At 63.5% G+C, this 25616-nt stretch carries 20 protein-coding genes and 2 pseudogenes; 5 read left to right on the top strand and 17 right to left on the bottom strand.

The features are described from left to right. Nucleotides 1–46: 46 nt before the first annotated feature. Nucleotides 47–355 carry an Rdx family protein gene (locus tag HV786_RS07795; RefSeq protein WP_128829230.1) on the top strand — a complete coding sequence of 103 codons (309 nt, stop codon included), beginning with the start codon at nucleotides 47–49 and terminating at the stop codon, nucleotides 353–355. A 115-nt stretch (nucleotides 356–470) separates the two neighbouring features. On the opposite strand, the gene HV786_RS07790 is transcribed toward HV786_RS07795, so the two are convergent. The 4 genes and pseudogenes from HV786_RS07790 to HV786_RS27570 form a co-directional block, all read right to left on the bottom strand. Further along, nucleotides 471–1997 (bottom strand): tripartite tricarboxylate transporter permease, encoded by a 1527-nt coding sequence (locus tag HV786_RS07790; protein WP_128829229.1) that lies wholly within the window; start codon nucleotides 1995–1997, stop codon nucleotides 471–473. 3 nt (nucleotides 1998–2000) lie between these two features. Then, nucleotides 2001–2471: a tripartite tricarboxylate transporter TctB family protein gene (locus tag HV786_RS07785; protein WP_056317818.1), complete on the bottom strand. Its 471-nt coding sequence runs from the start codon at nucleotides 2469–2471 to the stop codon at nucleotides 2001–2003. Between the two features lie 259 nt (nucleotides 2472–2730). After that, entirely contained in the window at nucleotides 2731–3183 is a 453-nt protein-coding gene (locus tag HV786_RS07780) for a DUF1348 family protein (protein WP_128829228.1), read from the bottom strand. Continuing rightward, nucleotides 3146–3268, bottom strand: a pseudogene (locus HV786_RS27570) (TetR family transcriptional regulator); the annotation flags it as partial. The gene HV786_RS07780 and the pseudogene HV786_RS27570, both read right to left, overlap by 38 nt. A gap of 228 nt (nucleotides 3269–3496) precedes the next feature. On the opposite strand from HV786_RS27570, the gene HV786_RS07775 reads away from it, so the two are divergent. Next, nucleotides 3497–3649 carry a hypothetical protein gene (locus tag HV786_RS07775; protein WP_174245449.1) on the top strand — a complete coding sequence of 51 codons (153 nt, stop codon included), beginning with the start codon at nucleotides 3497–3499 and terminating at the stop codon, nucleotides 3647–3649. Between the two features lie 69 nt (nucleotides 3650–3718). On the opposite strand, the gene HV786_RS07770 is transcribed toward HV786_RS07775, so the two are convergent. The 9 genes and pseudogenes from HV786_RS07770 to HV786_RS07730 form a co-directional block, all read right to left on the bottom strand. Then, nucleotides 3719–5473 (bottom strand): GGDEF domain-containing protein, encoded by a 1755-nt coding sequence (locus HV786_RS07770; RefSeq protein ID WP_128829227.1) that lies wholly within the window; start codon nucleotides 5471–5473, stop codon nucleotides 3719–3721. A 236-nt stretch (nucleotides 5474–5709) separates the two neighbouring features. Continuing rightward, nucleotides 5710–7260, bottom strand: coding sequence for a sensor domain-containing diguanylate cyclase (locus HV786_RS07765; protein WP_128829226.1), 1551 nt, complete (start codon nucleotides 7258–7260; stop codon nucleotides 5710–5712). Nucleotides 7261–7374: 114 nt separating this feature from the next. Further along, a complete protein-coding gene (locus HV786_RS07760; protein WP_175210464.1) occupies nucleotides 7375–8493 on the bottom strand; it encodes a site-specific integrase in 1119 nt (372 codons plus the stop codon). A 78-nt stretch (nucleotides 8494–8571) separates the two neighbouring features. After that, nucleotides 8572–9165, bottom strand: a pseudogene (locus HV786_RS07755) (pyruvate kinase); the annotation flags it as partial. A 37-nt stretch (nucleotides 9166–9202) separates the two neighbouring features. Further along, entirely contained in the window at nucleotides 9203–10162 is a 960-nt protein-coding gene (locus tag HV786_RS07750; protein WP_128830258.1) for a D-2-hydroxyacid dehydrogenase, read from the bottom strand. Between the two features lie 149 nt (nucleotides 10163–10311). Next, on the bottom strand, nucleotides 10312–11274 hold the full coding sequence (locus tag HV786_RS07745) for a Bug family tripartite tricarboxylate transporter substrate binding protein (protein ID WP_128830257.1): 963 nt from the start codon (nucleotides 11272–11274) through the stop codon (nucleotides 10312–10314). A gap of 91 nt (nucleotides 11275–11365) precedes the next feature. After that, nucleotides 11366–11767, bottom strand: coding sequence for a VOC family protein (locus tag HV786_RS07740; RefSeq protein WP_128830256.1), 402 nt, complete (start codon nucleotides 11765–11767; stop codon nucleotides 11366–11368). 5 nt (nucleotides 11768–11772) lie between these two features. Beyond that, nucleotides 11773–12756 carry a hydroxymethylglutaryl-CoA lyase gene (locus HV786_RS07735; RefSeq protein ID WP_128830255.1) on the bottom strand — a complete coding sequence of 328 codons (984 nt, stop codon included), beginning with the start codon at nucleotides 12754–12756 and terminating at the stop codon, nucleotides 11773–11775. Then, a complete protein-coding gene (locus tag HV786_RS07730; protein WP_175210462.1) occupies nucleotides 12749–13951 on the bottom strand; it encodes a CaiB/BaiF CoA transferase family protein in 1203 nt (400 codons plus the stop codon). Before HV786_RS07730 ends, HV786_RS07735 begins: the two co-directional genes overlap by 8 nt. Before the next feature lie 86 nt (nucleotides 13952–14037). On the opposite strand from HV786_RS07730, the gene HV786_RS07725 reads away from it, so the two are divergent. Next, nucleotides 14038–14964 carry a LysR family transcriptional regulator gene (locus HV786_RS07725; protein WP_128830253.1) on the top strand — a complete coding sequence of 309 codons (927 nt, stop codon included), beginning with the start codon at nucleotides 14038–14040 and terminating at the stop codon, nucleotides 14962–14964. 346 nt (nucleotides 14965–15310) lie between these two features. After that, nucleotides 15311–16354, top strand: coding sequence for a DNA-binding protein (locus HV786_RS07720; protein ID WP_128830252.1), 1044 nt, complete (start codon nucleotides 15311–15313; stop codon nucleotides 16352–16354). 29 nt (nucleotides 16355–16383) lie between these two features. Here HV786_RS07720 and HV786_RS07715 read toward each other — a convergent pair whose 3' ends face one another. From HV786_RS07715 to HV786_RS07700, 4 genes are all read right to left on the bottom strand, one after another. Next, nucleotides 16384–17049 (bottom strand): response regulator, encoded by a 666-nt coding sequence (locus HV786_RS07715; protein WP_254599462.1) that lies wholly within the window; start codon nucleotides 17047–17049, stop codon nucleotides 16384–16386. Between the two features lie 326 nt (nucleotides 17050–17375). Next, a complete protein-coding gene (locus tag HV786_RS07710) occupies nucleotides 17376–20645 on the bottom strand; it encodes a hybrid sensor histidine kinase/response regulator (protein ID WP_128830251.1) in 3270 nt (1089 codons plus the stop codon). A gap of 8 nt (nucleotides 20646–20653) precedes the next feature. Then, a complete protein-coding gene (locus HV786_RS07705) occupies nucleotides 20654–21868 on the bottom strand; it encodes an EAL domain-containing response regulator (protein WP_128830250.1) in 1215 nt (404 codons plus the stop codon). Then, entirely contained in the window at nucleotides 21865–24705 is a 2841-nt protein-coding gene (locus tag HV786_RS07700) for an ATP-binding protein (RefSeq protein ID WP_217472105.1), read from the bottom strand. The genes HV786_RS07705 and HV786_RS07700 overlap by 4 nt, the downstream gene beginning before the upstream one ends. Before the next feature lie 136 nt (nucleotides 24706–24841). Between HV786_RS07700 and HV786_RS07695 the strand changes: the two genes are divergently transcribed. After that, on the top strand, nucleotides 24842–25609 hold the full coding sequence (locus HV786_RS07695; RefSeq protein WP_128830294.1) for a hypothetical protein: 768 nt from the start codon (nucleotides 24842–24844) through the stop codon (nucleotides 25607–25609). The last annotated feature ends 7 nt before the right edge of the window (nucleotides 25610–25616 follow it).

Below are 25616 nucleotides of genomic sequence, written 5' to 3'. Positions count from 1 at the left end.
TTATCCATGATCGCCTCCGCCCGCGCAGGCGTAGAATGCCGTACCCATGAACCCGCCTGCCTTGCGCCCTCGCATCGTCATCCTGTATTGCACGCAGTGCCAATGGCTGCTGCGCGCGGGCTGGATGGCGCAGGAATTGCTTTCCACGTTTTCGACGGATCTGGGCGAAGTGGCGCTGCAGCCCGGCACCGGCGGAATTTTCCAGATCACCTACGACGGCGATCTGATCTGGGACCGCAAGCGCGACGGCGGCTTCCCCGACGCCAAGGTGCTGAAGCAGCGCGTGCGCGACCGCCTGGATCCGGGCCGCCCGCTTGGCCACATCGACGGCCACACCGCCACGCCGGAAAGCTGACTCGAAACGCGGACGCGCATCGCTGACCCGCATCGTTGACCGGGCAGCCAGGCAAAAAAAGGCCGGTCCTTTTAAGACCGGCCAAAGCAGCACTACCCCGATTCTTGATTTGCGTTTACGTGGCAGACTCCGCGTGCCTGAGCGCTTCGCGCGCCTTGCGCTGGCGCAGCGCCGACACGGCCAGCAGTGCGATCAGCCCCACGCAGGCCAGGATGAATCCCAGGCTGATGGGCCGCGTCACGAAGATCGACAGCTCGCCGCGCGACAGCAGCAGGGCGCGGCGGAAGTTCTCTTCCACCATGGGCCCGAGCACGAACCCCAGCAGCAGCGGCGCCGGTTCGAACCGCAGCCGGATCAACGCGTAGCCTGCGGCGCCGAACAAGGTCACCATCCCCACGTCGAAGAGGTTGTTGTTCGTGCTGTACACCCCCACGCAGACGAAGAACAGTGCGGCAGGGAACAGATAGCGGAAGGGAACCGTCAACAGACGCACCCACATGCCGATGAGCGGCAGGTTCAGGAGCAGCAGCAGCACGTTGCCAACCCAGAAGCTGGCGATCAGCCCCCAGAACATGTCGGCATGCTCGACCATCATCTGCGGACCCGGCTGGATGCCGTGAATGATCAGCGCGCCCAGCATCAGCGCCATGACGGGATCGCCAGGGATGCCCAGGCTCATCGTGGGGATGAAGCTGGTCTGCGTCGATGCGCTGGTTGCGGCTTCCGGACCGGCGATGCCTTCGATGGCCCCGCGGCCAAAGCGGCGCGGTTCACGGGCAACCTTCTTTTCCGTGGCGTAAGAGATGAACGACGCGATGGTCGGACCCGTGCCCGGCAGAATGCCGAACGCCGCACCGATCGCCGTGCCGCGCACCAGCGCGCCGCGCGACTGCTTGATGTCGCCGGCTTCCGGACGCATGGACTTCATGCTCACCTTCGTCGACGTGACCTTGCTGTCGCCACCGATGCGATTGATGTTCTTCAGGAAATCCGCCACGCCGAACAGCCCCATGGCCAGCGCCACGATTTGCAGACCGTCAGACAGTTCGAGGATGCCAAAGTGAAAGCGCATCGTGCCGGTGTTCACGTCCGTGCCCACCACGCCCAGCAGCAGGCCGACGACCACCATCGCCACGCCCTTGATCGCCGAACCCTTGGCCAGCGTTGCGCCGGCCAGCAGGCCCAGCATCATCATCGAGAAGTATTCGGCGGGACCGAACTTGAACGCGACGTCGACCAGCAGCGGCGAGAACAGGATCATTGCCAGGATGCCGACGGACGCGCCGCAGAACGACGAGAACATCAGCATGAAAAGGGCCGAGCCCGCCTTTCCGTTGCGCGCGAGCGGATTGCCGTCCAGGCAGGCCACTGCGTGCGAGGCCGTGCCGGGCAGGTTCAACATGATCGACGTGATACCGCCGCCGTACTGCGAGCCGTAGTAGATGCCGGACAGCATCACCAGCGCCGCGGTGGGCGTCATCGTGTAGGTCAGGGGCAGCAGGATCGAAATGGCGGCCAGCACGCCCATGCCCGGCAGCACGCCGATCAGGTTGCCCATGAACACGCCAAAGATGGCCCACATCAGGTTGTCCAGCGCGAAAGCGACCGAAAACCCGTGCATCAGGTTATTGAAGATTTCCATGGATCAACCCCAGCGGAACAACGGAAACTGCAGTTGCAGCGCCCAGGAGAACACGGCCACGCCAAGCACCGTGACGCCGGCGGCAAGGATGGCTGCGGAGCGCCAGGTATGCTGGCGGTCGCCCATGGCAGAGATGAAGACCAGCACGAACGTCGCAGGCACCAGGCCGCCGAACTTGCCGATGAGGATGAAGGAAAGCAGGCCGCCGATGATGCAGCCCCAGCCGCGCCACTCGGGCGGCGCCACTTCTTCGGCATCTTCCTCGGCGGCCACGGGCGAAGCCGCCATCTTGGCGATGGCCAAGCCAAGAAGCACCAGCAGCACGCCAAGAATGGCCGGGAACATGCCCGGGCCCATGCGGTCCAGGGTTCCCAATGTGTAGGTTGACGCCTGCGCGATGGCGCCCAGGCCCAGCACGATCATCGTGCCTGCAGCCCACGCCTCGCGCCGCACGGCGCTGCGTTTTGATTGCATGGTCTTTTCCTCCCGTTGTTGTGCTTTTGCCTGACTGAGGTCTGAACAAAAGCTGACACTGCAATGAATGCGGGAGTCTAAAAATCCAAACTTCCGTTCACCTTTCAAGGCCTGCGAAAGTTGCGCGCGGATGTAGAGATAGCCACGAAATCGGGGGAAATCCCTAAGTTTTTTTGAAGGGGAATGCGCGCGTCATGCGCCTGCGCGGCACGTGGGCCGCCCAGGCGTTGCAGGCCCGCGCGCGAGCCGTGCAGGGCGTTTACATGCCCAGGTCGGACAGGCTGGGATGATCGTCCGGACGGCGTCCCAGCGGCCAGTGAAATTTGCGGTCGGCTTCCTTGATGGGAAGGTCGTTGATGCTGGAAACGCGGCGGATCATCAAGCCGTCCTCGCCGAATTCCCAGTTCTCGTTGCCGTACGAGCGGAACCAGTTTCGCGAGTCGTCGCGCCACTCGTATGCATAGCGCACCGTGATGCGATTGCCGGTGTAGGCCCACAGTTCCTTGATCAACCGGCACTCAAGCTTGCGCGCCCATTTGCGCGAAAGAAGTTCGCGCGCTTCGTCGCGGCTATGGACGAACTCGGCGCGGTTGCGCCAGCGTGTGTCCAGGCTGTAGGTCCTTGGTGCCGTAGTGCTTGTAGATGCTCTTGCGTGCCACGTCGGAGGTCTTGACGATGAGGTCCATGCCGGTGGCGTTGATGCCCCCGGCATAGATCAGGGACTCGGTGGCGCGCAACAATTTTTCCTGCACGTCGGCGCGCGGTTCAGTATGGGATTCGGTATGAGCTTCAGTCATGCCAAGCGCGCTCCCAGGGCGACGCCCCGCAATTTAGCTTGCTATTTCTGCCAAAATTCTGCTAAAATCTTTTATCTATCGGCAAAATTATAAGAACAAGCCAGTAGTTTCGAATCCCGGCGACGCCTGCTCCTGAATGCTCCCCCGCACCCGCGGCATTCATGGCCCGCCTGAATCTGTGCGCAGTGCTCGGCGGGGGAAGCCATGCGCCTGTCCAGGAGCATGCTTATGTCTCATCAATTGACTGCCAAGAAGGGAAGCTTCGAGATCCCCCCGCTGAATTGGAAGGCCCCCGAGGCCAACAAGCAGTCCGACCGGCACGACACGCCGTCCCACGCCGACACGCCCAAAAAGGCCGACGTCTCGCGCGTGAAGAACTAAGCCTGTAAGCCCGGACGCGGGAAGGCCGGACCCCGGAGGCCCGGACGCGGGAAGGCCGGACCCCCGCTTTCACCCCAGGGTGCGTTGGTGGACTTGATCGCGCCCGTTCAATTTCGCCAGATAAAGCAGTTCGTCAGCGGCCCGAAAAAGGCCGCTGACGCTTTCTGCATGGCTCCACGAAATACACGCCACGCCGAAACTGGCCGTCAGCCCGAACGGGACGCCGGTTGCCGACGTGACTGAGCAGGTTCGGATGCGGTCTCGCATCCGCTGCGCCATCTCCATCGCCTGGTGCGCGCTGCGCGTGCGGCAGAGCACCGCGAATTCCTCCCCGCCCACCCGCGCAACGACATCCGACTGACGCCACGTCGTGTGGCACAGCTGCGCCACGGCCTTCAGCGCCAGGTCGCCGCTGGCATGTCCGTGCGTGTCGTTGATGGTCTTGAAGTGGTCGATATCGAACAGGATGAAAGCCAGCATCGGCTGGCTCTCGTCCCAATGCGCGCGCGCCGCCTCAAAGCGCTTTTCGAAGGCTCGCCGATTCAGCAGCCCGGTCAGATAGTCCGTTTCGGCGGAGTGGGCCAGATCCGCAATCAACCGGTCGCGCTCGGCTTCAAGCTGCTTCTGCGCCGCGGACTTCTCCTTGAGCACGCGCAGCGCATTGAACATCTCTTGCACTTCGCCGTGATGACTGCCGTGCGCAATGTTGGCTGGCGCCGAGCCGCTGGCAATGGATCCGATGATGCGCGTGGCCTGCGCAAAGGGCTGTATCACGCGCTTGCGAAATTGCACCAGCGCCACGGCAAGGGCGGCCACCAACAGCGCGGTCGCTGCCAGGGTCACGGCAAGCAGTCGCGCAGCGCCCATGCGATGCGCCTCGATATGGCGTCCCATCTCGTCCAGCAGCACGTCGCGAAATTCCGTGATGGCGCCCATCAGCGGCACATAGGCCGCTGCCAGCGCGGCGGTCGACACGGGCGGCTCGTCGGACTGACGAGATGCCTGTCCGCGCACGCGCGCCAGGTAGGCCAGGCCGTCGCCGAAGTAGCGCTGCTGCATCCGGGCATACACCTCGGAGGCCCGCACGTCGGGCTGCGTCGCCATGCGGGCTTCAATGAGTGCGCGCAACTCGTCGATCCGGCCCAGGACGCGTTCAATGCGGAACTGTTCCTCGGCCGTCAGCTTCCGGTGGCGGCTCAGCGCGGGCGTATAGGTGGATCCCAGCAGTCCTGCCTGTTCTCGCAGCTCGCTGGCCAGCAGCGCCAGCGTCAGCAAACTGGGCGCATTGGCTTCACTGCGCATGACGCATCCCGCGTTGGCGGCCAGGCTGGCCTGCCATTGCGGGATGATGCGAACCATGCCGCTGACCGCGTCCCACAACATTTGTCCCGACAGCTGATCGCGCGGCGTGGCGATGAGCGGGTCGATGTCCTGCCGCGCGCTGGCCAGCGCCTCGCGAATCTGCTGAATCTCGCCGCGCTTTGCGGCGCCGTCGGCGCCGGCATGCAGCGCCAGCAGCGCGTCAATCAGGGCGTCCGTGCGCGCGCGGGCCGCTGACAAGGAATCCATGACGTGCTGCGGCACGGGCAGGGCGGAACCCAGCGCTGCGTTCATGGGGCCGCGCTCAGCCGAGGCATGCTCCATGACGCGGATGGTCGCGCGTACCGACGAGAATGCCTGCCGCGCGTCCGACGCCGCCCCATACGATCGCCAATTCTGATAGAGCAGAATGCCGGCAAGCACCGACACCAGCAACAGCACGCCGACGGCCAGCGCGATGAAATGACATTCCAGGGATTTTGGCGCGACGGCAGGGCGCAACATCTCGGCGTGCAGGTCCAGGCAAAGTCGAAGCTGCGCAGGATACTGTAATTGCCCCTTCGATAATCGGGGTTTTGGCAGGAGATGGCTTATTTCAGTTTATGGGGGCAATATTATTTCGTTCAAACGCAGTTAATTGCGTTTATCTGCGAAAACTTACGCCGTCAGCTTTCGACGCGCCTTGCCGCGTGCTGACAGGGCACGCGTGCCAGCGACCTGCCGCCTCGCATTCCCAGGTATCAAGCCTCGTGCATCACTACCCGGTTGCGCCCCTGCTGTTTGGCCACATACAACGCGGCATCGGCGGCACGGAACGCTTCGTCCACATCCGGCCCGCTCGATGGCCATTGCGCCACGCCGGCCGACACGGTGACCCGATTGGCCCCGTGCAAGGGCCGCTCGGCGATATGCGTGCGCAGCCGTTCGGCGACATGGACAGCTTCCCGCGCGGCCACGCCTGGCAACAGGATCAGGAACTCCTCGCCGCCGTTGCGGCACAGCACGTCGGACGGGCGCGAGCACTCGCGCATGATCTGCGCCATGTCGCGAATCACCTCGTCGCCCACGTTGTGGCCGTAGGTATCGTTGATCCGCTTGAAATGGTCGATATCCAGCGCCACCACCGAAAACGGCGTGCCGCCGGCCTGCATCTGGTCCACCGCATCCTGGGTGCCGCGGCGGTTGCGCAGACCGGTCAACGGATCCGTGATGCTGGCCAGGTTCAGCTTGCCAATCTTGTCCTGCAGACTGGTGAAACTGGCGATCACGGCGCGCTTGAGGCGCTCGGCCTCGAAGTACCACGCCTTGACGGAATGCACTCGCTGCATCGCCTCGCTGACGTCCTGATGCTCCACGTTCGTCGCCAGTTGCGACAGCGGTAGCGAAATCATGCGGGCGCACCACCAGATGGCCAGCAGGAACGCCACCGCCAGCGGCGCGGCATAGCCCAACAGCGCCCAGATAAGGTCGTGGATCGGCTCCAGTGTGACCTGCGCGGGGCGCTGCGCCACCACGCCCCAGCCGCTGATGGGCACCGGCGCATACCCGGCCAGCATGTCCACGCCCTTGGTATTGATGACGCGCATTGCCCCGGCGTTGCCTTTGACCACCGATGCCACCACCGGATTGGACAGCACCGTCTCGCCCACGCGAGAGGCATCGGTGTGATAGATAAGCTGGCCATCGCCATCGACCACGTACAGATACGATCCATCGTGGTAATGGTGATTGCCCAGCAGTTCATGCAAGGCGCTTTCATTGCGCAGGTAAATCGTGCCCCCCACGTACCCCAGGTACTGGCCGTCGTTCGAAAAGATGGGATGCGACACATTGACGAGCAGATTGCCCGCAACGGACACGTAGGGCTTGCTGATCATGGGCTGGCGGGCCCGCAGGGCGGCGCGGCTGCCCGGACTGTCGATCTGCACGCCCAGAAAGCTCCGGAAGGTCTGCGTGGTCGCCAATACAGTGCCGTCCACCCCCACGACACCTACCGAGTTGAAGCTATCGGTCTGTTGCTGCACGCGCATCACTTCGGCGGCAAGGCGATCGGGCGATCCCATCAGCTCGGGCATGTGCCGGGCGCTGTATCCCAATTGCTGCTGTGCGGACCGCAGGAAGCTTGCCGCGCTTTCCGCCAGCTTCGTGGCGTAGACGCGGTTCGATTCGAGGGTGTTCTCGATCAACTGCTCACGCTGCACCAGATAGCTTGCATACAAGGCATTGGCCGTGGCCGCGATGGCGCTGAAGACGGTAAGCGCAAGCACAAGCCCGCGAAGATTGATTTGCATGGGGGTCGGGGACGGGCAGGGGACGAGCCGGCGCCATGGGCGGTTGCATCCGATCCGATGGGCATCGATCGGCGTAAAGGCCGGAGCGCGGTGATTGTACGGTCACTCCCACCATTACGGCAGGCCGGGGGGATCCTGTAGGTCTGGCCCCTGCGGGTCGTCCAGCAGGCGCGCGGCCGGGGACTGGGCCGCGGCGCCGGCCCGGAAATATCCCATCACCGTCGCCACGCTGGCGTGGCCGGTCATCGCCATCGTGTCGCCCAACGGCACGTTGCGCCGCCCGGCCTCCGTTACAAATCCGGACCGCAGGCTGTGTGCCGAATACGCGCCGTCCAGTCCGGCCAGCCGGCTGCGTTCCAGAACGATGTCGCGCACCGCCGCGGCGGCCAGCGGCTCGCCCACCACATCGCCGCGCCGCACCCGCCGGAAGATCGGCCCCTGCCGGATGCCACTTGCGGCCAGCCAGTCCGCCAGCGCCTGCGCTGCCTTGCCCAATATCGGCTTCTGGTCCTGCGCCCGAAGGACGCCGGTCTGGTTCGTCTTGGAATGCGCCATCGTATACAGATAGCCATCGCCCGCGCGGCGCGTGTTCTCCAAGGTGGCCTGCACCACTTCAGACCGGCGCCGGCCGCCGCTTGCCCAGGCAAAGAGGAGCAGGGCGCGGTCGCGTTTGCCGCGCAACGAGTCGTCGCAGGTGTCCAGCATGGCTTGAAGCGGCTCCCGCGTCAGGGCTTCCTTGCGCGCCGGCGCGACGCCGCGGCGGGCGTACGCGCGGCGCGTCTTGGACACCAGCTCGCGCACGGCGGCGGCGCGGCAGGGGTTCGGGTGGCCCAGCAATTCATGCGCCTTGGACAGCACCGACAGGCGTTGCAGCAGCGTGTTCAGGCTGGGCGCGCCCAACCGTCCTTTTGCCTTCAGGCGCACCAATTCCCGGTCCAGCTCCAGCGGCAATTCCCATTCAAGACCGGCTCCGGAAGACCGCTGCGCGTGGTCCACCACAAACTGAATGACCGCAGCCTCTGACACGGGCAAGGCGAACGACCGGCCATAACGCAACCCGAACCAGGCCGACCAGTAACGGATCGCCGTGCGATAGCTGGCAGCCGTGTTGGGGGAACTGCCTTCGCGCAACAGGTCGCGCACCGCGGCGTCCGCGTGGCGGTCAAGGCTATCCGGATCCAACCGCGCCAGGGCGCGTGTCAGCGCCGGCGCTGCGCCTGGCAAGTCATTCATGGTTCCGCGCGCACGGCAGATGCCGTCTCCTGGGTGAAGGATCAGTTGAACAATCCCGTCATGTTAGATCAGTCGTCATCTGGGAAACGAGACTGCTACATAGTCGACGCCGATTTCCGCGGCAAGCAGAATGTCCGCGCGATCTTTGTCTGTCAGGCTCGGAGCAGAAAGCCCGCCACCGCGCCGGTTGATCCCCTTGTTGTCGGACAAGGGTCCCCCGACGGTCACGACGGTATGCACGGCATTGCCTTCTATGCCCGTTATCTTGACGGCCACTCGCCCGTCGTCCAGCAACAGCTCATCTCCGGCAGCGCAGTCGCGCGCCAATTCTGGTTAATCGATGCCGACAACGGACGCGGTTCGGGCGTCTTTCGGGTCCGCGCTGGAAAGCGTGATGGACTGTCCCACCGTCAAGTTGACGCGCTTGGTCTCAAAGCGAGCGATGCGGATTTTCGGACCTTGAAGATCTCCCATCAACGCCACGAAACGTCCATGACGGACGGCGAGGGCGCGAAGCTTGCGGGCGCGTTCACGGTGATCGGCGGCGCCGCCGTGGGAAAAGTTGAGACGGGCCACGTCCATCCCAGTAAGGATCAGGCGCTCAAGCACCTGATCGCTGCTGGTTGCAGGGCCTAGTGTGGCCACGATCTTCGTGCGGTGTAACGGGTTCATTGATTTCCTGCGGTTCGCAGGGGGTTTGGAGCGCTTGCTAGGCCGCGGTGACGACGTTGCGGGGGGTGGACGCCGCAAACGCTTCGATGTTGTCGACCAATTGATCGGCGAGGGCTTGCATCGCTTCTTCGGAAGCCCAGGCGACGTGAGGGGTCAGCAAGAAATTTGGCAGGCTGGTCAGGGCCATCAAAGGATGCGTCGAATCCGGTGGCTCCACGGTGCACACATCGAATCCTGCACCGCCGATTGCGCCGGAACGCAGCGCGTCCCCAAGCGCTTGTTCATCCACCAGCCCGCCACGGGCGGTGTTGATGATCAAAGGCTTGCGCCGCATTCTGGCAAATTCAGGCGCGCCGATCATGTTGCGCGTCGCCTGGTTCAGCGGGCAATGAAGCGTGATGACGTCGGATTGCGCGAGCACGTCTTCAAAGGGGGTGTAAAGGCTGCCCATGCCCGAAGACCCCTTGAACGCGGAGACCAGGACGTTCATTCCCAGGGCTCGTCCGATGTCCGCAACGGCTCGTCCCAGCACGCCATCGCCGATGATGCCCAGCGTGGAGCCCGCCAGATCTCGGATGGGGTAGTCAAAATAGCAGAACTGCCCGGCTTGCTGCCAGCGGCCGGCCGACACCGACGCTGCATACGCCGCGATACTGCGGCGAAGGGCGAAAATCAGCGCAAAAGTGTGTTCGGGAACGGTGTTGACCGCGTAGTTCCGAATGTTGCTGACTACGATGTTCCGCCTGGCGCACTCGGCCAAGTCCACGTTGTCGGTGCCAGTCGCGGCAACCGCGACGAGCTTCAGCTTCTTCGCCTCGGCGATGGCTTGCGCCTCCAGGCGGACTTTGTTCGTAATTACGACATCGGCGTCCGCGATACGCGCGGGGGCCTGATCCAGGTTTGTCGCGTCGTAGGACACGAGCTGGTGGGCGAAGTCCGGCGCCCGCAATTTGACGGTCGGGCCCAAGGTCGCGCGATCCAAAATGACAATCTTCATATTGATACCAATGAGTTCATGCAAATCAACACACTGCGACACCCCGGCCAGGTCGGACCCGACAGGTCGCCGCGCGACACCTAGGCTGGCGCAATCACGTCGGTTCGGCATTCGCGCCGAGCATCTCGCGCGGGGCAGTTGATATATCTTCACTCGGCGCGAATGTTGGCCTCCCGGACGACCTTCGCCCAGGATTGCGTCTCCTGGTCCACAAAATGTCCCAAATCCGCAGGGCCCATGTAGGTCGCGAAGGCGCCTTGCTCTTCGATCCGCTTTTTGTAAGCCGGACTGTCGACGATCGTTTTCAACGCGTCCGCCAGGCGAGCCTGGACCTCAGGAGGCGTTTTCGCGGGTGCAAACACTGCGAACCAGCTTTCCACGTCGTAGCCTGGCAGACCCGCCTCGGCCGAGGTCGGCACGGTCGGCATGGAAGGGTGCCGCGTTGGCCCGGTGTACGCGACCGCCTTTATCTTTCCTGCCTGAATCTGTCCGATCACTGAGGGCGGCGTCGTGATGAACATGTCCACTTGTCTGCTGATGAGGTCGCTGATCACGGGGCCGGCTCCCTTATAGGCCACATGAGTTACTGGCACCTTCGCCTGCCTGCCGAACATCTCGCCCGCGATATGCTGGATTGAACCGTTTCCGGAAGAAGCGAAGAAGAGACCTTTTCCGTTGGTCTTTCCAAGACTGATGAGTTCCTGCAGGTTCATGGCCGGCACCGTGCCGGATACGGCGACGACATGAGGGGCGCGCATTACCAGGGCGATGGGTGCGAAGTCGGACGTCTTCCAGCGTATCTGCGGGAATAGGGCGGGATTGCCCACGTGATAGCCCGAGTACTGCACCAGCAACGTGTAGCCATCCGGGTTGGCGCGAGCAGCCGCTTCCGTGCCGATATTTCCGGAGGCACCGGGACGATTTTCGACAATCGCCGGCTGGCCAAGAACCTTCTGGAACTGTTCCCCGATCAAGCGGGCGACGATATCTGTCGACCCCGCCGGCGCGCTGGGCACAATCAACGTGATGGGTCGGGTCGGCCAGCCATCTGCCGCGTGAGCGGCGCCTGCCGCGGTAAGGACGACGCCCAGAGTGAGTTGTTTGAGGTGCATGCTTGTCTCCTTGGGTAAAGCGGTGCCCGCCCGGCGTTGCATTGACGCCAGGTCGTGGGTACGGGCGGGTTACGGACGAACGACGGGCGAGCTACGGGGCGGCCACCAGTTCCGAAATCTCGATGAGGTTCAGATCGGGATCTCGCAGGTAGATGGAGCGGATCTTTGACGTTGCGCCCGTTCGCAGCACGGGCCCTTCAATGATCGGCACCTGCAGCGCTTCCAGATGAGCGATTACGTCTTCCAGCGGACTGGCGGCGATAAAGCAAAGATCCAGCGCGCCAGGCACAGGGGTATGGGCCTTGGGTTCGAATTCCCGGCCCTTGACGTGCAGGTTGATCTTTTGGTTGCCGAATTTGAACGCCTTGCGTTCAACGGGCGGCATCCCGCCGACAAAGCGCTCGAGCGTCATGCCCAGCGCCCCGGTATAGAACTTGATGCACGCTTCTTCGCGGTCGGTGGTCAGAACCAGGTGATCCAGATGATCGATCATGATGTCTACGGTCGTCCTATTGATTGTTCGCGATTCAATGCCCGATTGCGGATTTCATCGAAACCGGAGGGGGGAGGGTGCCGTGTCAGTCGTGGGCCGGCGCGGCTGACTTGCGCCGGCATATCGTGGCCAACCAACGCTTGCAGGCGATGGGAAGCCGCGATCAGGTCCTCGACCTGAATGCCTGTGTCATGGCCCACGCAGTTGAGCATGTGCACGACGTCTTCCGTCGCGACGTTTCCCGAAGCCCCCGGCGCATAAGGGCAGCCTCCAATCCCGCCCAGGGACATGTCAAACTGGCCTACGCCCGCCTGGAGCGCGGCCAGGACATTCGCCAGACCCATGCCACGCGTGTTGTGAAAATGCCCGGTCACGTTCATGTCCGGGTACGCATCAAGCACTTGCGCGCAGACTTGCGTGACCTGCGTGGGGTACGCCATGCCGGTGGTGTCGCATAGCGTGACCCCTTCAGCCCCCATTTCAGCGAATCTGCCCACCAGATCGATAACCTCGCTTGCGGCGACTTCTCCTTCCATCGGACAGCCGAAGACGCAGGACAGCGAAATATTGACCGGCACCTGTTCGTGCCGGGCAAGCCGCACCACGTCTGCCAACTGGCGGAGTGACTGGTTTCGCGTCATCCGCAAGTTGGCCAAGTTGTGGGTTTCGCTGGCGGACATCACAAGATTGAACTCGTCGACCTTGCATTCCAGCGCGCGTTCACCGCCACGAATATTCGGAATAAGCGCGGTGTAGACCACGCCAGGCCTGCGTTCGATGCGGTGCATGACAACTTCCGCATCTCTCAGTGCTGGAATGGCTGCCGGGGAGGTGAACGACGTGACTTCAATCTTTGCGTAGCCCAGGCTGCTCAGTTGGTTGATCAGATCAATCTTGTCGTCCGTGTCCACAAACACGGGCTCGTTCTGCAGGCCGTCACGCGTGCCGACCTCATTGATCTTCACGATTTGGGTCTGGGTATCAGGCATGATCCGTCATCCTTTCATCACGCGCCGGCCAGTTCGCATGGCCAAGGATCTCAGCGTTATGCTGGCCGAGACTCGGGGCCGGATGCGCGATCCTGCCCGGCGTAGCGCTCAGTTTGGGAACAATCCCGGGGACCTTCAACTGATCGCCTGCTGCCGTCACGTGGTCAACGATCATTTCCCGTGCGAGATACTGGGGGTCGCAGACAATTTCCTCGACGGAATACACGCGGCCCGCTGGAACACGCGCCTCGTCAAGAGCGCGAAGCGCATCGTCGAGCGAGCGCGTGGACGTCCACGCTTCGATGGCTCGATCAATCTCATCGACCCTTGCGACCCTGCCGTCGTTCTGCGCCAAGGACGGATCATCGCCCAGGTCTGGCCGCCCGATGACCGCCATCAGCCGCTTGAATATGCTGTCGCCGTTGCCAGCAATCAGCGCATATCCGCCGTCAGCGCATCGATACGCGTTGGTGGGAGCAATGCCCGGCAACGCGCTGCCGGAACGCTCGCGCACTGCGCCGAAAGCGTCGAATTCCGGAAGCAGGCTTTCCATCATGTTGAACACGCTCTCGTAGAGCGCAACGTCGATCATCTGGCCCTGTCCTTTGCGGGCGTCGCGGTGGTAAAGCGCGAGCAGAACGCCGATCACGCCATGCAGCGCAGACAAGCTGTCTCCAATGGAAATCCCGCATCGGACCGGCACGCGACCCGGTTCGCCCGTCAGGTGCCGCAGTCCGCCCATGGCTTCCCCAAGAACTCCAAAGCCGGGCTTTTCACGATAGGGCCCGGTTTGGCCGTAGCCCGATATGCGCAGCATGATGAGCTTGGGATTGAGCGCGTGCAGGACTTCCCAGCCCAATCCCCACTGTTCCAACGTGCCCGGCTTGAAGTTCTCGATGAGCACGTCGGCTTCCATCAAGAGCGCCTTGGCGCACTGCTGACCCTCCGGCGTACGCAGATCGACTTCGATGGAGCGCTTGTTGCGGGATTGGACTTGCCACCACACGGATGTTCCATCCTTCAGAAGCCGCCATTTGCGCAATGGATCCCCTATGCCGGGAGGCTCGACCTTGATGACGTCGGCCCCGAAATCGGCCAGCGTCTTTCCGGCGAACGGTCCGGCGATGAGTTGGCCGAGCTCAATGACTTTGATGCCTTGAAGTGCTTGCACGGTAATCCCCAGATGACGATGCATGAAATTTAAGGCTGACCCAGTCATCGCGGAATTGCTCGTTGGTACACTGTCGTTCGCAAAACGCGAACGCTCCTGGGGGTCCCTCATTGAAACCGTTGCTCAATCCCGCGCGCATTGATTTCGTCACGCTGCGGCTCTTTTGCGCCGTGGCGCAGATTGGCAGCGTCACGCGCGGCGCGCAGGCGTGCGGTCTGGCCGTATCGGCCGCCAGTCGTCGAATCGCCGACTTCGAGGAAAGCGCCGGAACCAGACTGCTCAAGCGAAGCGCCCGCGGCGTCAGCCTGACCGCTGCCGGTCACCTGGCTTTGCAACATGCGCTGCGGCTTTTCCAAGGATTCGAACAGTTCAGCAGCGAGATTCGCGATTACTCGCAGGGGACCCGCGGCCACGTTCACCTGTGGGCGAATATGTCCGCGCTGACGGAATTCCTGCCGGATTGCTTGTCCACGTTCATGGCTCGATACCCGGAGATTCGCGTCGAGCTGGAGGAGCAACTGAGCGGCGACATCGTGCGGGCAATAGTGGAAGGTGTTGCAGACATTGGAATATTTGCCGAGAACACGCCGACTGGCGACCTGGAGGTTGAAGCGTTTCAGGAAGACAAGCTGGTTGCGATCTGTTCGCAGGGGCATCCGCTGGGGCGTCGCACGCGTGTGCGGTTCTCTGAATGCTTGCCGTACGATTTTGTCGGACTGAACCGGGGTAGTTCGTTGCTGGAACTCACGTCCCGAGCCGCAGAAGAATGCGGCGCGGCGATGCGGGTACGAATACAGGTCCGTAGCTTCGATGCGATGTGCCAGATGGTGCGAGCCAATCTCGGCATCGCCGTGCTGCCCGCTGCAGTGCTCAGGACGTACCAAACGAAGGCATTGAAGATCGTTCATCTGAACGAAAAATGGGCTCGCCGACGCCTATTCCTGGGGATTTCCAAGAATTGCTCCTCCGCCGCGCTCTTGATGCGAGATCATCTTCGCGCGTTTTCTCAGGCGCCAGCGTCAGCGCGCCGTTCTTGAAGGAATCCGGGCCACCCTCTGCAAGGAGTTCCGGCCCGCATCGCCAAACGTATTGGCGCCACACCTTTCTAGCACCGTTTTATGAGACGCGGGCCGCTGATGGCGCCTGGCGGCTTATTGCGCCCGTGCTGCACGCCCTGCGTAGCTCGGGCCCAAAGAACAGGGCGTTCGTGACGTCACTTCACGACGATTACCTGCCAGGAGATTCTCAGGTAAAGGTGCGTTGGAGAACCGATTGTACGAAAACATACGTAAGCTGTAAGATATATAACGTATATTCAAATTAAATCGCGATAAGGTTCCATTATCGTGACTAAAACAACCCACCTCGGCGACGCAAATCATCATGGCCACTGGCATAACGGAATCGGACGTCTGGAGCGCTGCGGATGCGCTGTTGCTGGAAGGCGCCCGGCCCACTATCGAGCGCGTTCGACAGAAAATCGGCCGGGGCTCACCCAATACCGTCAGTCCGCACCTGGAAACCTGGTTTCGCGCGCTGGGCGCTCGCATCCAGGATCCGCGTGCGTTTGCTGCACCCACCGCGGTACCGGACCCCATCGCCCAGGCCGCCACGCATTTCTGGGAAGCCGCGCTGGCGGCGGCCAGGGCTGAACAAGCTCGGGCGTATGAGGAACGATGGGAGGAATTGGCCAGGGAAGGGGAGCGGTTTGCCGCGCAGGCCGAACAGCTTGAACTGCGCGAGGCGCAGCTGATCGAGCGGGAAAAGCATCTGCAGGAAGCGCTGGAGGTCGCCAGGGCGCAATTGGCCACCACCGAAAACCGTCTGCAAGCCGCCGAAGCGCAATTGCGCCAGCGGGACGCGGCGCTGGCTGCAACGCAAACCCGTCTGGAGGACGTCCGCGCCGCCAACAAGGCCTTGCTGGCCGACGCTGAGCATGACCGCGACCGGCACGCACAGGCGATTGCTGCCCTGGATGCGCGCCACGCCGCCCACGAGCGCCGCTGGCTGAACGAGCTGGATGCGGAGCGGGGCGCGGTTAAGCGCTTGCAGACTCGTCTGGACGCATCCCTGGTTGCCGCCCAACAGCAGGCAGACCAGCTACGCGACGCGCTTGCCGCCGTCCAGGAGCAACAACGCGCGGCCGAGCAGCGAGCTTCCGCCCTTCAGGCGCAGGCGCTGGCCGACCAGCGCGAACGGCATGCCGAGACCGTGGCGGCAGCTCAAGCGCTTCAAGCCAGCCAGGCGCGGGAATCGGATTTGGCGCAACGTCTGGCGGGCGCGTCCGCGCAGGTGGATAGCCTGGTGGCGCAGCTGAAGTCGCGGGATGTCCAGTTCGCCGAACTGACGACGCGTTTGCTGGCGATGCAAGCGTCGTCACACCCCACGCAGCCGGCGCACACACCTGAGCCGGCTCAGCCCGAGTGATTCATGGCGCACCGCTTGACGCGACTACATCAAGAGAACCCTTGTTCGTCCGCGTACCTGAGCAGTTCGGCGTTGGTCTCGATGTTCAGCTTGCGCATGGCCGATTGCTTTTGCGTGCCGATGGTGGCTACCGACCGGTGAAGGCGCTTTGCGATCTCTGTCACGGACAGGCCTTGCGCAAACATTCGGACCACTTCAAGCTCTTTGGGCGATAGCCCTTTTGTTCTGCCGGCGCGTCCCATCGTCACGTCATTCTGGCTGAGCCGCTGGCCGATGCTGTTGGACAGGATGGGGCCGCTTTCAGTCAGCGCGCGGATGCATATCGACACCAGCTCGTCGATGGGTTCTTCCTTGCTGACGATGCCCGTTACGCCCACCTGGCGAAGCTGGTTCAGGATGCCGCTGTTGGACAGCATCGTGAAGACGACGATGGGGATTTCCGGAAACAGGCGTTGCAGACGTTCGATGAGCCGCAATCCGTCTTCATCGCCGGACCGGGCTGCCATTGAAAAGTCGGTGACGATGAGATGGCAGGGATGGTCCTGCACCGCAGTGACCAGTTCGAGTCCCGAGCGCGCGGTGGCGACGACCGTGAAACCGGGCACCTCGTTCAGGGAATCCGCAAGCGCAAGAGAAATGATGGGATGATCGTCGGCGACGATGATTCGCACATCCTGGTCAGACGAAAGCTTCATCATGGATCCGCCATCGCGTTGATGTTCGAATGCACCTGGTGATTCCTCGTGTCCGGCTTGCGATGCCGCAGGGGGAAGCCGTTCCTTGGCTGGCCCCACCAGGCTAAGGGCGCCAGGATTTTCGATACTTCCGTCGGTGACCATTTTATGTTCAAACTCCACTGAGAAGGCGAGCAGAAGCGGTTGGGCTGCAGGCTGAATGGGCGTCAGGCAGGCGGGCGGGGAAAGAGATAAAGCCGCTGAATCTACCTCCGGAACATCAACCGATACATCGATAAGCTTCGAAAGCAAGCCGGCGCAAGGCCCATAAGCGGACGGAATGAAGGCTAGATTTCCGCCAAGGTGTTGCGCAGCAGTTGCACCACCGCGTGACCCTCGGCCTGCGCCACGGCATCCAGACCCGTGCCGCGCAGCAAGTCTTCCAGCGCCTCCAGCCGTTCCGTGATCGCCGTCATCTGCATGACGCTCAGCGCGCCTCGCATGCGGTGCAATGTGCGGCCAAGCAGACGCTGGTCGTTGATTTCAAGGGCCCGCACCATCTGCGTGACGTCCGCTTCCATCGTGCTGATGAACAATGCGCGGTACTTTTCCGGCACTGCAGGCTCGGGTTCGGATTGGCGCGTCGCGCGCGGCCGCGCCGCGGCTTCGGCCGCGTCGGCCGGCTGCGCGCCGCTTCCCTGCAGATGCCGCCTAAGGGTGGAAAGGCTGATGGGCTTGACGAGCCACGACGTCATGCCAGCCGCGAGGCACCGTTCCTCTTCTTCGCGCATGGCATTGGCGGTCACGCCGATGACGGGAACCGTGGCGCCCTGGGCCCGCAACGCCTGGACGAGTTCATAGCCATTCATGCGCGGCATGTTCACGTCGGTCAGCACGACGTCGTAGCGGGCAAGCCCCCACAGCATCAGCGCCTCGGCGCCGTCGGACGCCAGTGTGACCTCGCAGCCAAGCTGCTCCAGCTGATGTTGCAGGGTTGCCTGGTTGATCGGGTTGTCTTCGGCGACGAGAATGGACAATCCCAGCGGGCTACACGCGCCGCTGTCGGCGTCCCCGGGCAAGGCGACTTCACCGCGAACCGCCGCCAACATGCCGGCGGCAATGTGCTCGACGCTGGCGATCACCTTGACGGTCCGCGCGGTGGGCGGCTTGCCGCTTGCGCAGGCCAGCACATGGTGGCCGGGCCAGTCCGTCAGGTCGGCGCCTCCGGTGTAAAGCACGTCGACCAGGATGTCGTCCGGCGTGCCGGCGGGCAGGGGAGCGCTCATGGGAGCCGCCACGGCGCCCCAGCGCTTGAGCCATTGGCAGACGTTGTCGGACAGTTCGTGATGCGGGCTGCGAACGTACACGTTCATGCCGCTTAGGTCGGGCGGGCTGGCCGCCTGACCGGCGGCTACAGACAAAGGCAGGTCCAGCGAAAAGCTGCTGCCCAGGCCAAGTTCGCTGGTGACGCGGATGCTGGTGCCCATCAGACCGGCCAGCCGCGCGCATATCGACAGGCCGATGCCGGCGCCGCGCACCGTGTGCGAACCGCTGTCGATCTGATAGAAGGGAACGAACAGTTGCGCCTGGCCCTCCTTGGGGATTCCGATGCCCGTGTCGACCACTTGCAGCCGCAGATGCGTCTTGCCGTCCAGCACTTGACCCACCGTCAGGCGGACGATCACGTGTCCGGAGTCGCTGAACTTGATGGCGTTGCTGAGCAGGTTGCTAAGGATCTGGCGGATGCGCACGGGGTCGCCTGTCATCCAGTCGGGCACGTCAACGTCCACACAGCAAAACAGCAGCAGCCCCTTCTGTTCGGCCATCGCCGCGTAGGCATTGGTGCATTCCTCGACCAGTTCGCGCGGATTGAAGTCCGAATACTCCAGCGCGAGCTGCCCGGCTTCGATCTTGGTGATGTCCAGGACATCGCTGATGAGCTGCAGCAGGATTGCGGACGAGCTTTGCATGCGCTCCAGGTGCTGCCGCTGTTCCTCGTCCAGCGCGGTAAGGCTCATGAGTTGCAATGTGCCCAGCACGCCATACAGCGGCGTGCGGATCTCGTGGCTCATCGTGGCCAGAAAGGTCGATTTGGCTTCGTTGGCCTTGTCCGCCTCGCGCTTGGCCTCCGTCAGGGCCTGCTCGATGACGGCCCGGGCGCTGATGTCGGAAAAAGCGCACAGCACGACGTCCTGGTTGTTGTAGCGCGTGGGTGCGTAGGCGACGTACAACGGACGTCCGTCGGTGGCCTCGAAACTGGCAATGGTGCCCGGTCCCGTCGCGCCCAGGACCTGCCGCAGGAAGAGGTTGGTCTTGGGTGAATTGTCCAGTTCGCGACCGGCCTCGGCGCCCAGCCATTGAAGCGCGAGACTATTGCCGAACACCACTTGTCCCATCGGCCGCGCCAGCACGCACAGCGCCACGGGTGCGGTTTCAATCAATGTACGGCTGAATTCTTCCTTTTCGACGATGTCGCGCTGCGCATTGGACGCTGGCGTAATGACATGACGGCTGTACCAGCGCGAGGACACGATGCCGGCGCCAAGACTGAGCAGGAGCAGCAGGCCCGCGATGGCCGGCAGCCACAGGTTGTCCTGGAAAAACGCGCCATAGCTGATGCGGTACGTGCCCGTCCACACGCCGGAAGGATCCGTGACGCGCAGCACGATGCCGTCCGCTGTGTATTCGAGACCATCCCTGGACGCCGCCGGGCCCGGCGCCTCGCCCAGCAGCAGGCCTTCATCGCGGTGGGTCAGCCAGAATCCGCCATGCAGCGGCTTGCGCAGCGTCTTTTCAAAGATGTTGATCCGCTGGTGGTTGAATTGCGTGGTGGCGTACACAGCCGACGTCCTGCCTTGTGCCGTGGACCAGACCGACTGCGGCATGTCGGCATAAATGATGCCCAGCATGCTGCCGGACAGCGCTTCCGAGCGGAACCAGTGCACGCGGCCGGTTCCTGGCAGTTCGCGGTGGCTGGGAAGGTCCTGGTCGATAAGGCGTTGTCGCACTGTTTGCAGGCGGCGTAATTCCGTCCTGACCGCGTCCGTCACCGCCAGGAATGCGGTGGCGCTCAGCCGGTCATACCCCGACACGGCATCCACGGCAGGCACGCTCATGCTGATGCTGTCCGCCTGGTTGACCAGAAAGACCGTCGAAGCCGGGTAGTAGGATGCAGCCCAGAAGCTGGAGTAGAAGTCGGCCAGGAATTCGCCCAGGTTGGCGAGCCGGCGGCCCGCCGTGGGACAGTCCGTGGCCTGCTCGCACGCTAGCGAAAACGCCATTTCCGCATAGGTGTGCTGGCCTTCGAAGATCTGCATGCCGAAGCGTTCCGGCACCTCGGTCGCGTGCAGATTGATGGTCGTCGACAGGCTTTCTTCGGGAAGGGATGCGTTATGCGCGCGCAGCCTGCCCAGGAATTGCTCCTGCGCCTGGATGTAGCCGACCAGTATGGAGAAGTCGAGCTTCAGGCGGTCACGCTCCTGGTCGACGATGCGATTCAAACCCCAATAGAGCGCGCCGATCAGGATCAGCGCGAAGGGAAGGATGCCGAAGAGGGCGAAGTTCAACCAGCGCGAGGTACGGGTGATTCGGGCAAACGGGGTGTCCGGCTTACGCATGGTCGGCCTTACCGCGCGGGCGGAGTCATGGCCCGCCGCTCTCGGGCGAGAAGCTGGCTGAAGCCGTCGGTGTCCACCGCGGCCGAAATGAGGAATCCTTGGGCGCAGTGGCAACCGATCTGGCGCAGGAACTCGAGGTCAGACGTCGTTTCGACGCCCTCGGCCGTGACCTGAAGCCCCAATTGCCGGCCCAACTGCACGGACGACCTGAGGGCCGCCGCCTGGCTTTCGTCGCTGGCGGCGCCGCTGACAAAGGCGCGATCGATCTTCAGTTCAGTGAACGGGGTCGAAATCAGGCTGTACATGGAGCTGTAACCTCGGCCAAAGTCGTCTTGTGCCAACCCGAAACCTTTCAGGCGTAACCGGCTGGCGCCCATATAGTATTGGCCTTGTGCCGTCGTTGTCTCGTCCTCGAGCAATTCGAATGTGACTTCCGACGGCGCCACCCCGCGGGTCAACACCATTTCCTCTAGTTCGTCGGGTAGATCCGGATCGTCCAGGAACTGCGTGGGCAGGTTGACCGAGACCGGGACGCGAAAGCCTTGCTGCCCCCACTGCAAGTGCCCGCGCAGCGAGTCTTGCAGGATTTGCCGCAGCAGCGCCTTGTCCAGCCCCAGGCGGCGGATGGCGGGAAGAAAGGCGCCAGGCGGCAGGCATCCCAGTTCGGGGTGCAGCCATCGCGCCAGCGCCTCGGCCCCGACGAAGCGCCCGGTGGCCAGCGACTGCTTGGGCTGAAACCAGGCCTGCAACTGTCCGTGGTGCAGCGCGTGTTCCAGGGCAGTGCGGTCCGTGGCGGGCCCGGTCCCGGGGCCCGGCATTGACTGCTGACGGCCCCGGCACAGTTGGCTGGCCAATTGGCTGGCGTCCTGCACGGTGAAAGGCTTGGAAAAGGTGCCCAGCACGTCCAGACCCTTTTCCCGTGCCATCAAGGCGACGCTTTCGATGATGCGCCGCAGGCAGGCCGATACGATTGCCAGCGCCGGCGAGCGGCGCTGCCTGGCGAGCCGGTCTATGAATTGCACGCCATCCATGCCGGCCATGTTCAGGTCGATCAGGACTAGGTGGTACGCCTGCAGCTCGGTCTTGGCCAGGGCGGTCTCGGCACACGATGCCACGTCTGCCCGCCCGAATCCGGCCGCTGCCAGCTGATCTGCCAGATGGACGCATTGCAGCGGATGGTCGTCCACGATCAGGACCCTGTACTCGGACAGCGTTTTGGTCATGCGGCTTCCTTCAGGGTCATCAACGCCTTGCACAGCGCCGAGATGGGCAGCGGCTTGAGCAGCACGGTCGTCATGCCGGCTTCAGCGCTGCGCCGCAGGTCTTCGGTGAATGCGCTGGCGGTGATTCCCACGATCGGCCGGGTGTAGCCCTGGCTGCGCAGCGTGCGGGTGAGGGCGTAGCCGTCCAGTTCAGGCATCTGCAGGTCCGTCAGGATGGCGTCGAAATCAGCAAGTTCGGGCAGCGCCAATGCATCGTTGCCGTCTGTCGCCAGGACGACGGTGCAGCCCAGGTGTTCCAGCTGTTCTCGAAGGATCTGCCGGCTGACCGGGTTGTCCTCGACGACCAGCAGGTGCATGTCGAGCGAATCGCAGGATGCCGGGGGGGCAGCAGGCGCCTTCGTGGCGGCGCTGTCCTGTGCAAGGCGGACGGCGCCGACGATGCTGGCCAGACTATGACTGTCGGCGGTCCAGCTGTTGATGGTCGGCTGCGGCTTGATGCCCGGCGGATGCGCAATGACCCGGGCTCCGCGCCAGGCCGCGGGAATGAAGTCCCGGGACCATGTTTCCACCAGGACGCTGCCTTCGCGCCGGCCATGCAGCGCGTCCTTGTACGGCATGGCCAGGGCGCCGCAATGCCGCAGCCACTGGCACAGATTGGTGACCACCTCGTTGTTGGCGCCCCGCACGAATACGGGCCGGGGGTCCAGCCGGACGCCCATTTCCGCTTGCGCGCCGCCGGCGCGCGGAAGCGTCAGGACGAGCGACATGCTGGTGCCCAGGCCTGGCTCGCTGACGGCGCTGAGCGTGCCGTTCATCATCTCTGACAGCCGCCGGCATATGGCAAGCCCAAGGCCGGTGCCGGGTACGTTCTGGTTGGGTCCGCCTTCGGCGCGGAAGTAGGGTTCGAAGAGCCGCGCGTGGTGCTTTGCAGAGATGCCCATGCCGGTATCGGCCACCTGGAACTTCAGGGTCGCACAATGCGCGTCCTGACTGAGCGTCTGAAGGCGCAACACCACCTGACCCGAACTGGTGTACTTGATGGCGTTGTTGACGAGGTTGTTCAGGATTTGGCGTACGCGCATCGCGTCGCCCAGGACCAGCGGCGGCGATGTCACGTCGGCCAGAGCATACAGGTGCAGACCCTTGGCTTCGGCGCGCGCCCCGTAGGTGCCGATGACACTGTCCAGCATCTGAACGGGCGAGAATTCCGCGGTTTCCAGCGTCAGGTAGCCTGCCTCGATGCGCGACAGGTCGAGCGTGTCGTTGATGGAGCTCAGCAGGCTTGCCGAGGACTGCTGCATCGTTTCCAGGTATTGCTGCTGCTGGCTGTCCATGGCGGTCAGGCCCAGCAGTTCGAGGGTGCCGAGAATGCCGAACAGGGGCGTTCGGATCTCGTGGCTCATGGTGGTCAGGAACACCGTCTTGGCGTGATTGGCGGCGTCCGCGTGCAGCTTGGCCTGGGTGATGGACTGCTCGACCCGCTTGAATGCGGTGACATCGTTGATGCCGCAGAGGATGACGTCCTCGGCGTGATAAGTGATTGGCGCGAACGTCAGGTACAGGCATCGCCCGTCATTCAGGACGTATTCGCGGTCTGCGCTGAAGTCGTTTTCTGAGATCAGCCGGGACAGCAGCTCGGCATCGCCCAGCAGCCAGTCCTTGGCAAGTTCGTTCGCCAGCAGCGGTCTGCCATCGGCGCGGCGCAACAGGCATAGTCCGACGGGTGCGACTTCGACCAGCTTGCGATTCAGGGATACGCTATCGGCAAGGGCTTCGTACTGCCGCAGGGCCGGGGCGACCAGTTTCTTGCGGATGTGGCGGATGCCGAAAATGACGGCCGCAAAGAGCAGACAGGCGCCGCCAAGTATTGCCTGGATGGCGAACGCCATGTCGCCGAGGATGCGGCTGATGGGCGTGTAGTAGACAAGCCGCCAGCCCGCTTCACCCACGGATTTGCTGAGCACGACGAAGCGGGGCAACAGACCCGGCCCCCACCAGCCGAATGCGTCTTCCCGGCCGCCGTAACGGCTAAGGCCCGCCAGCACCTGCGGGTCGGCGGGGCTGTGCAGGACGGGCGCGTCGTGCTGGTCGTGCAGGATGTAGTTGCCCCCGCGAAGCGAGGACAGGTCGATGGCCTCGTCGAGGTCGCCGAGCTCCAGGCCGATCCATCCGGCGCGCGGCGTGTTGGGGTCGATGGGGGTGTACAGGTAGAGCGGGTTGGCGTTGTGCGTGGATGGCTTCAACCAGGTGATGGCCGTGCGCCGGTCGTGCGCCGCGCCGGGATCGGCCGCCGCCAGCGCCCGCGCGATCCAGGATTGTTCGTCGGCGCCCAGCTGGGGGATGCGGGCAGGCCCGCGCGCCGGGGGGCGGGGAGGGCGCGGCGCGACGTACGTGGTCTGGCCGCTGCGGCCGGAGGTGAACAGCAGACGGGTATGCGCGAAGGCGACGTCGTCAAGGACGCGGGGCGTGAGGATCAGCGCCCAATCGTAGACGTTCGGGTCTTCGTGTAGCGGAAACACCTTGATCTGACCCGTGTTGCCGAAGTGCGATGGGGTGTCGGAGGCGGGCGCGGCATCGGTGTTGCGCACCAGGCTGGATGCCAGCGACCGGAGCAGCGACTCGCGCTGGTCGAAGAAGATCTGCGCGTTGTACGCGGCGGCGTTCATTTGCCGGCGGTACGTGGAAGCGGTGCTGGTAAAAGACCAGTACAGCAGAAATACGGCCGCCGCCGCGATGCAGGCCAGCAGCGCAGCGGCGAAGAGATGCAAGAGCAGCGTGGGAGCTCGGGGGACTGGCTGGACGTCTGGCGCGGGGGTCTTTGGATCCTTGATTGGCATGCGGCCATCGTAGGCATCGCGCTAAACGGCGGATATAAGAATATTTTGAAAATGCGCCAACCCCGGGCGCAATCGCCGCCTGAATCGTACTTTTTCGATTGGTTTATGAATTTGCCATCCATAGACTCATCGACTTATGAACGCTATCAACCTGGCCGAATCCGCCACCCTCGTCAGCGAGCCTTTACGTATCCAACCTGTCCTGGACGCCAAAGGCGTCGTTCGCGAAATGGCGCTGGTCGGCGGCCAAAGCTGGCACGGTCCCGCGCTGCTTGCCAACGCCGCCTCGGCCGACGCCCTGCGCCGCGCAGGGCGAGTCTTCCGGGCGGCAGGATGCATGGCGCCGCTGTCGATCGACCATCCGCTGAACGTCAACTCGGAAATTTTGCTGCCCCGGCAGCTATGCGAGGACCTGCGCATTGGCGCCGTCGCGGGCGATCAACTGCGCGAAACTCCACAAGCGTCGCATCCCAGCCTGCCCATCTACCCGTGCGGCAAAGTCACGTACAACGTTCCCCTTAGCGACCGCCTGGCACACGGCGCCACGCTTTTTCATGGTTACCAGGAACTGCGGCCCGCACTGCGGGTGCGTTTGCTGCCCTCGGCGCAAGCATCGTTCGGCACGCTTCGCGCCACGGGGCTGCGCGTCGGCATACCCGAAGGCATCTGCACCCGCCGTCCCCTCCAAGAGCGTTTTTTCAGCCTGCTTGGGCAAGCGTCCCGCCAAGGCCTGAAGGTCCTGGCGCAAGATATCCGCAGAATCGAAGACTTCAACTGGCTACGCGCGCAGCCCGACGTGTTGTTCCAGGGAGAGGTGCTATCCATCGCGCTCAGCCTGCAGTACGTGCAGGATTGGCTGACCAGCGCCGGTTCCAACTGGCGTGAATTCCAATTGGGGACATAGTTACTCC

Origin of the sequence: Achromobacter mucicolens (genome assembly GCF_902859725.1) — a bacterium.
GTDB classification, from domain to species: domain Bacteria; phylum Pseudomonadota; class Gammaproteobacteria; order Burkholderiales; family Burkholderiaceae_B; genus Achromobacter; species Achromobacter mucicolens.
Note: the sequence above shows the minus strand (reverse complement) of the source record. Positions and strands in the feature narration are given on the sequence as shown.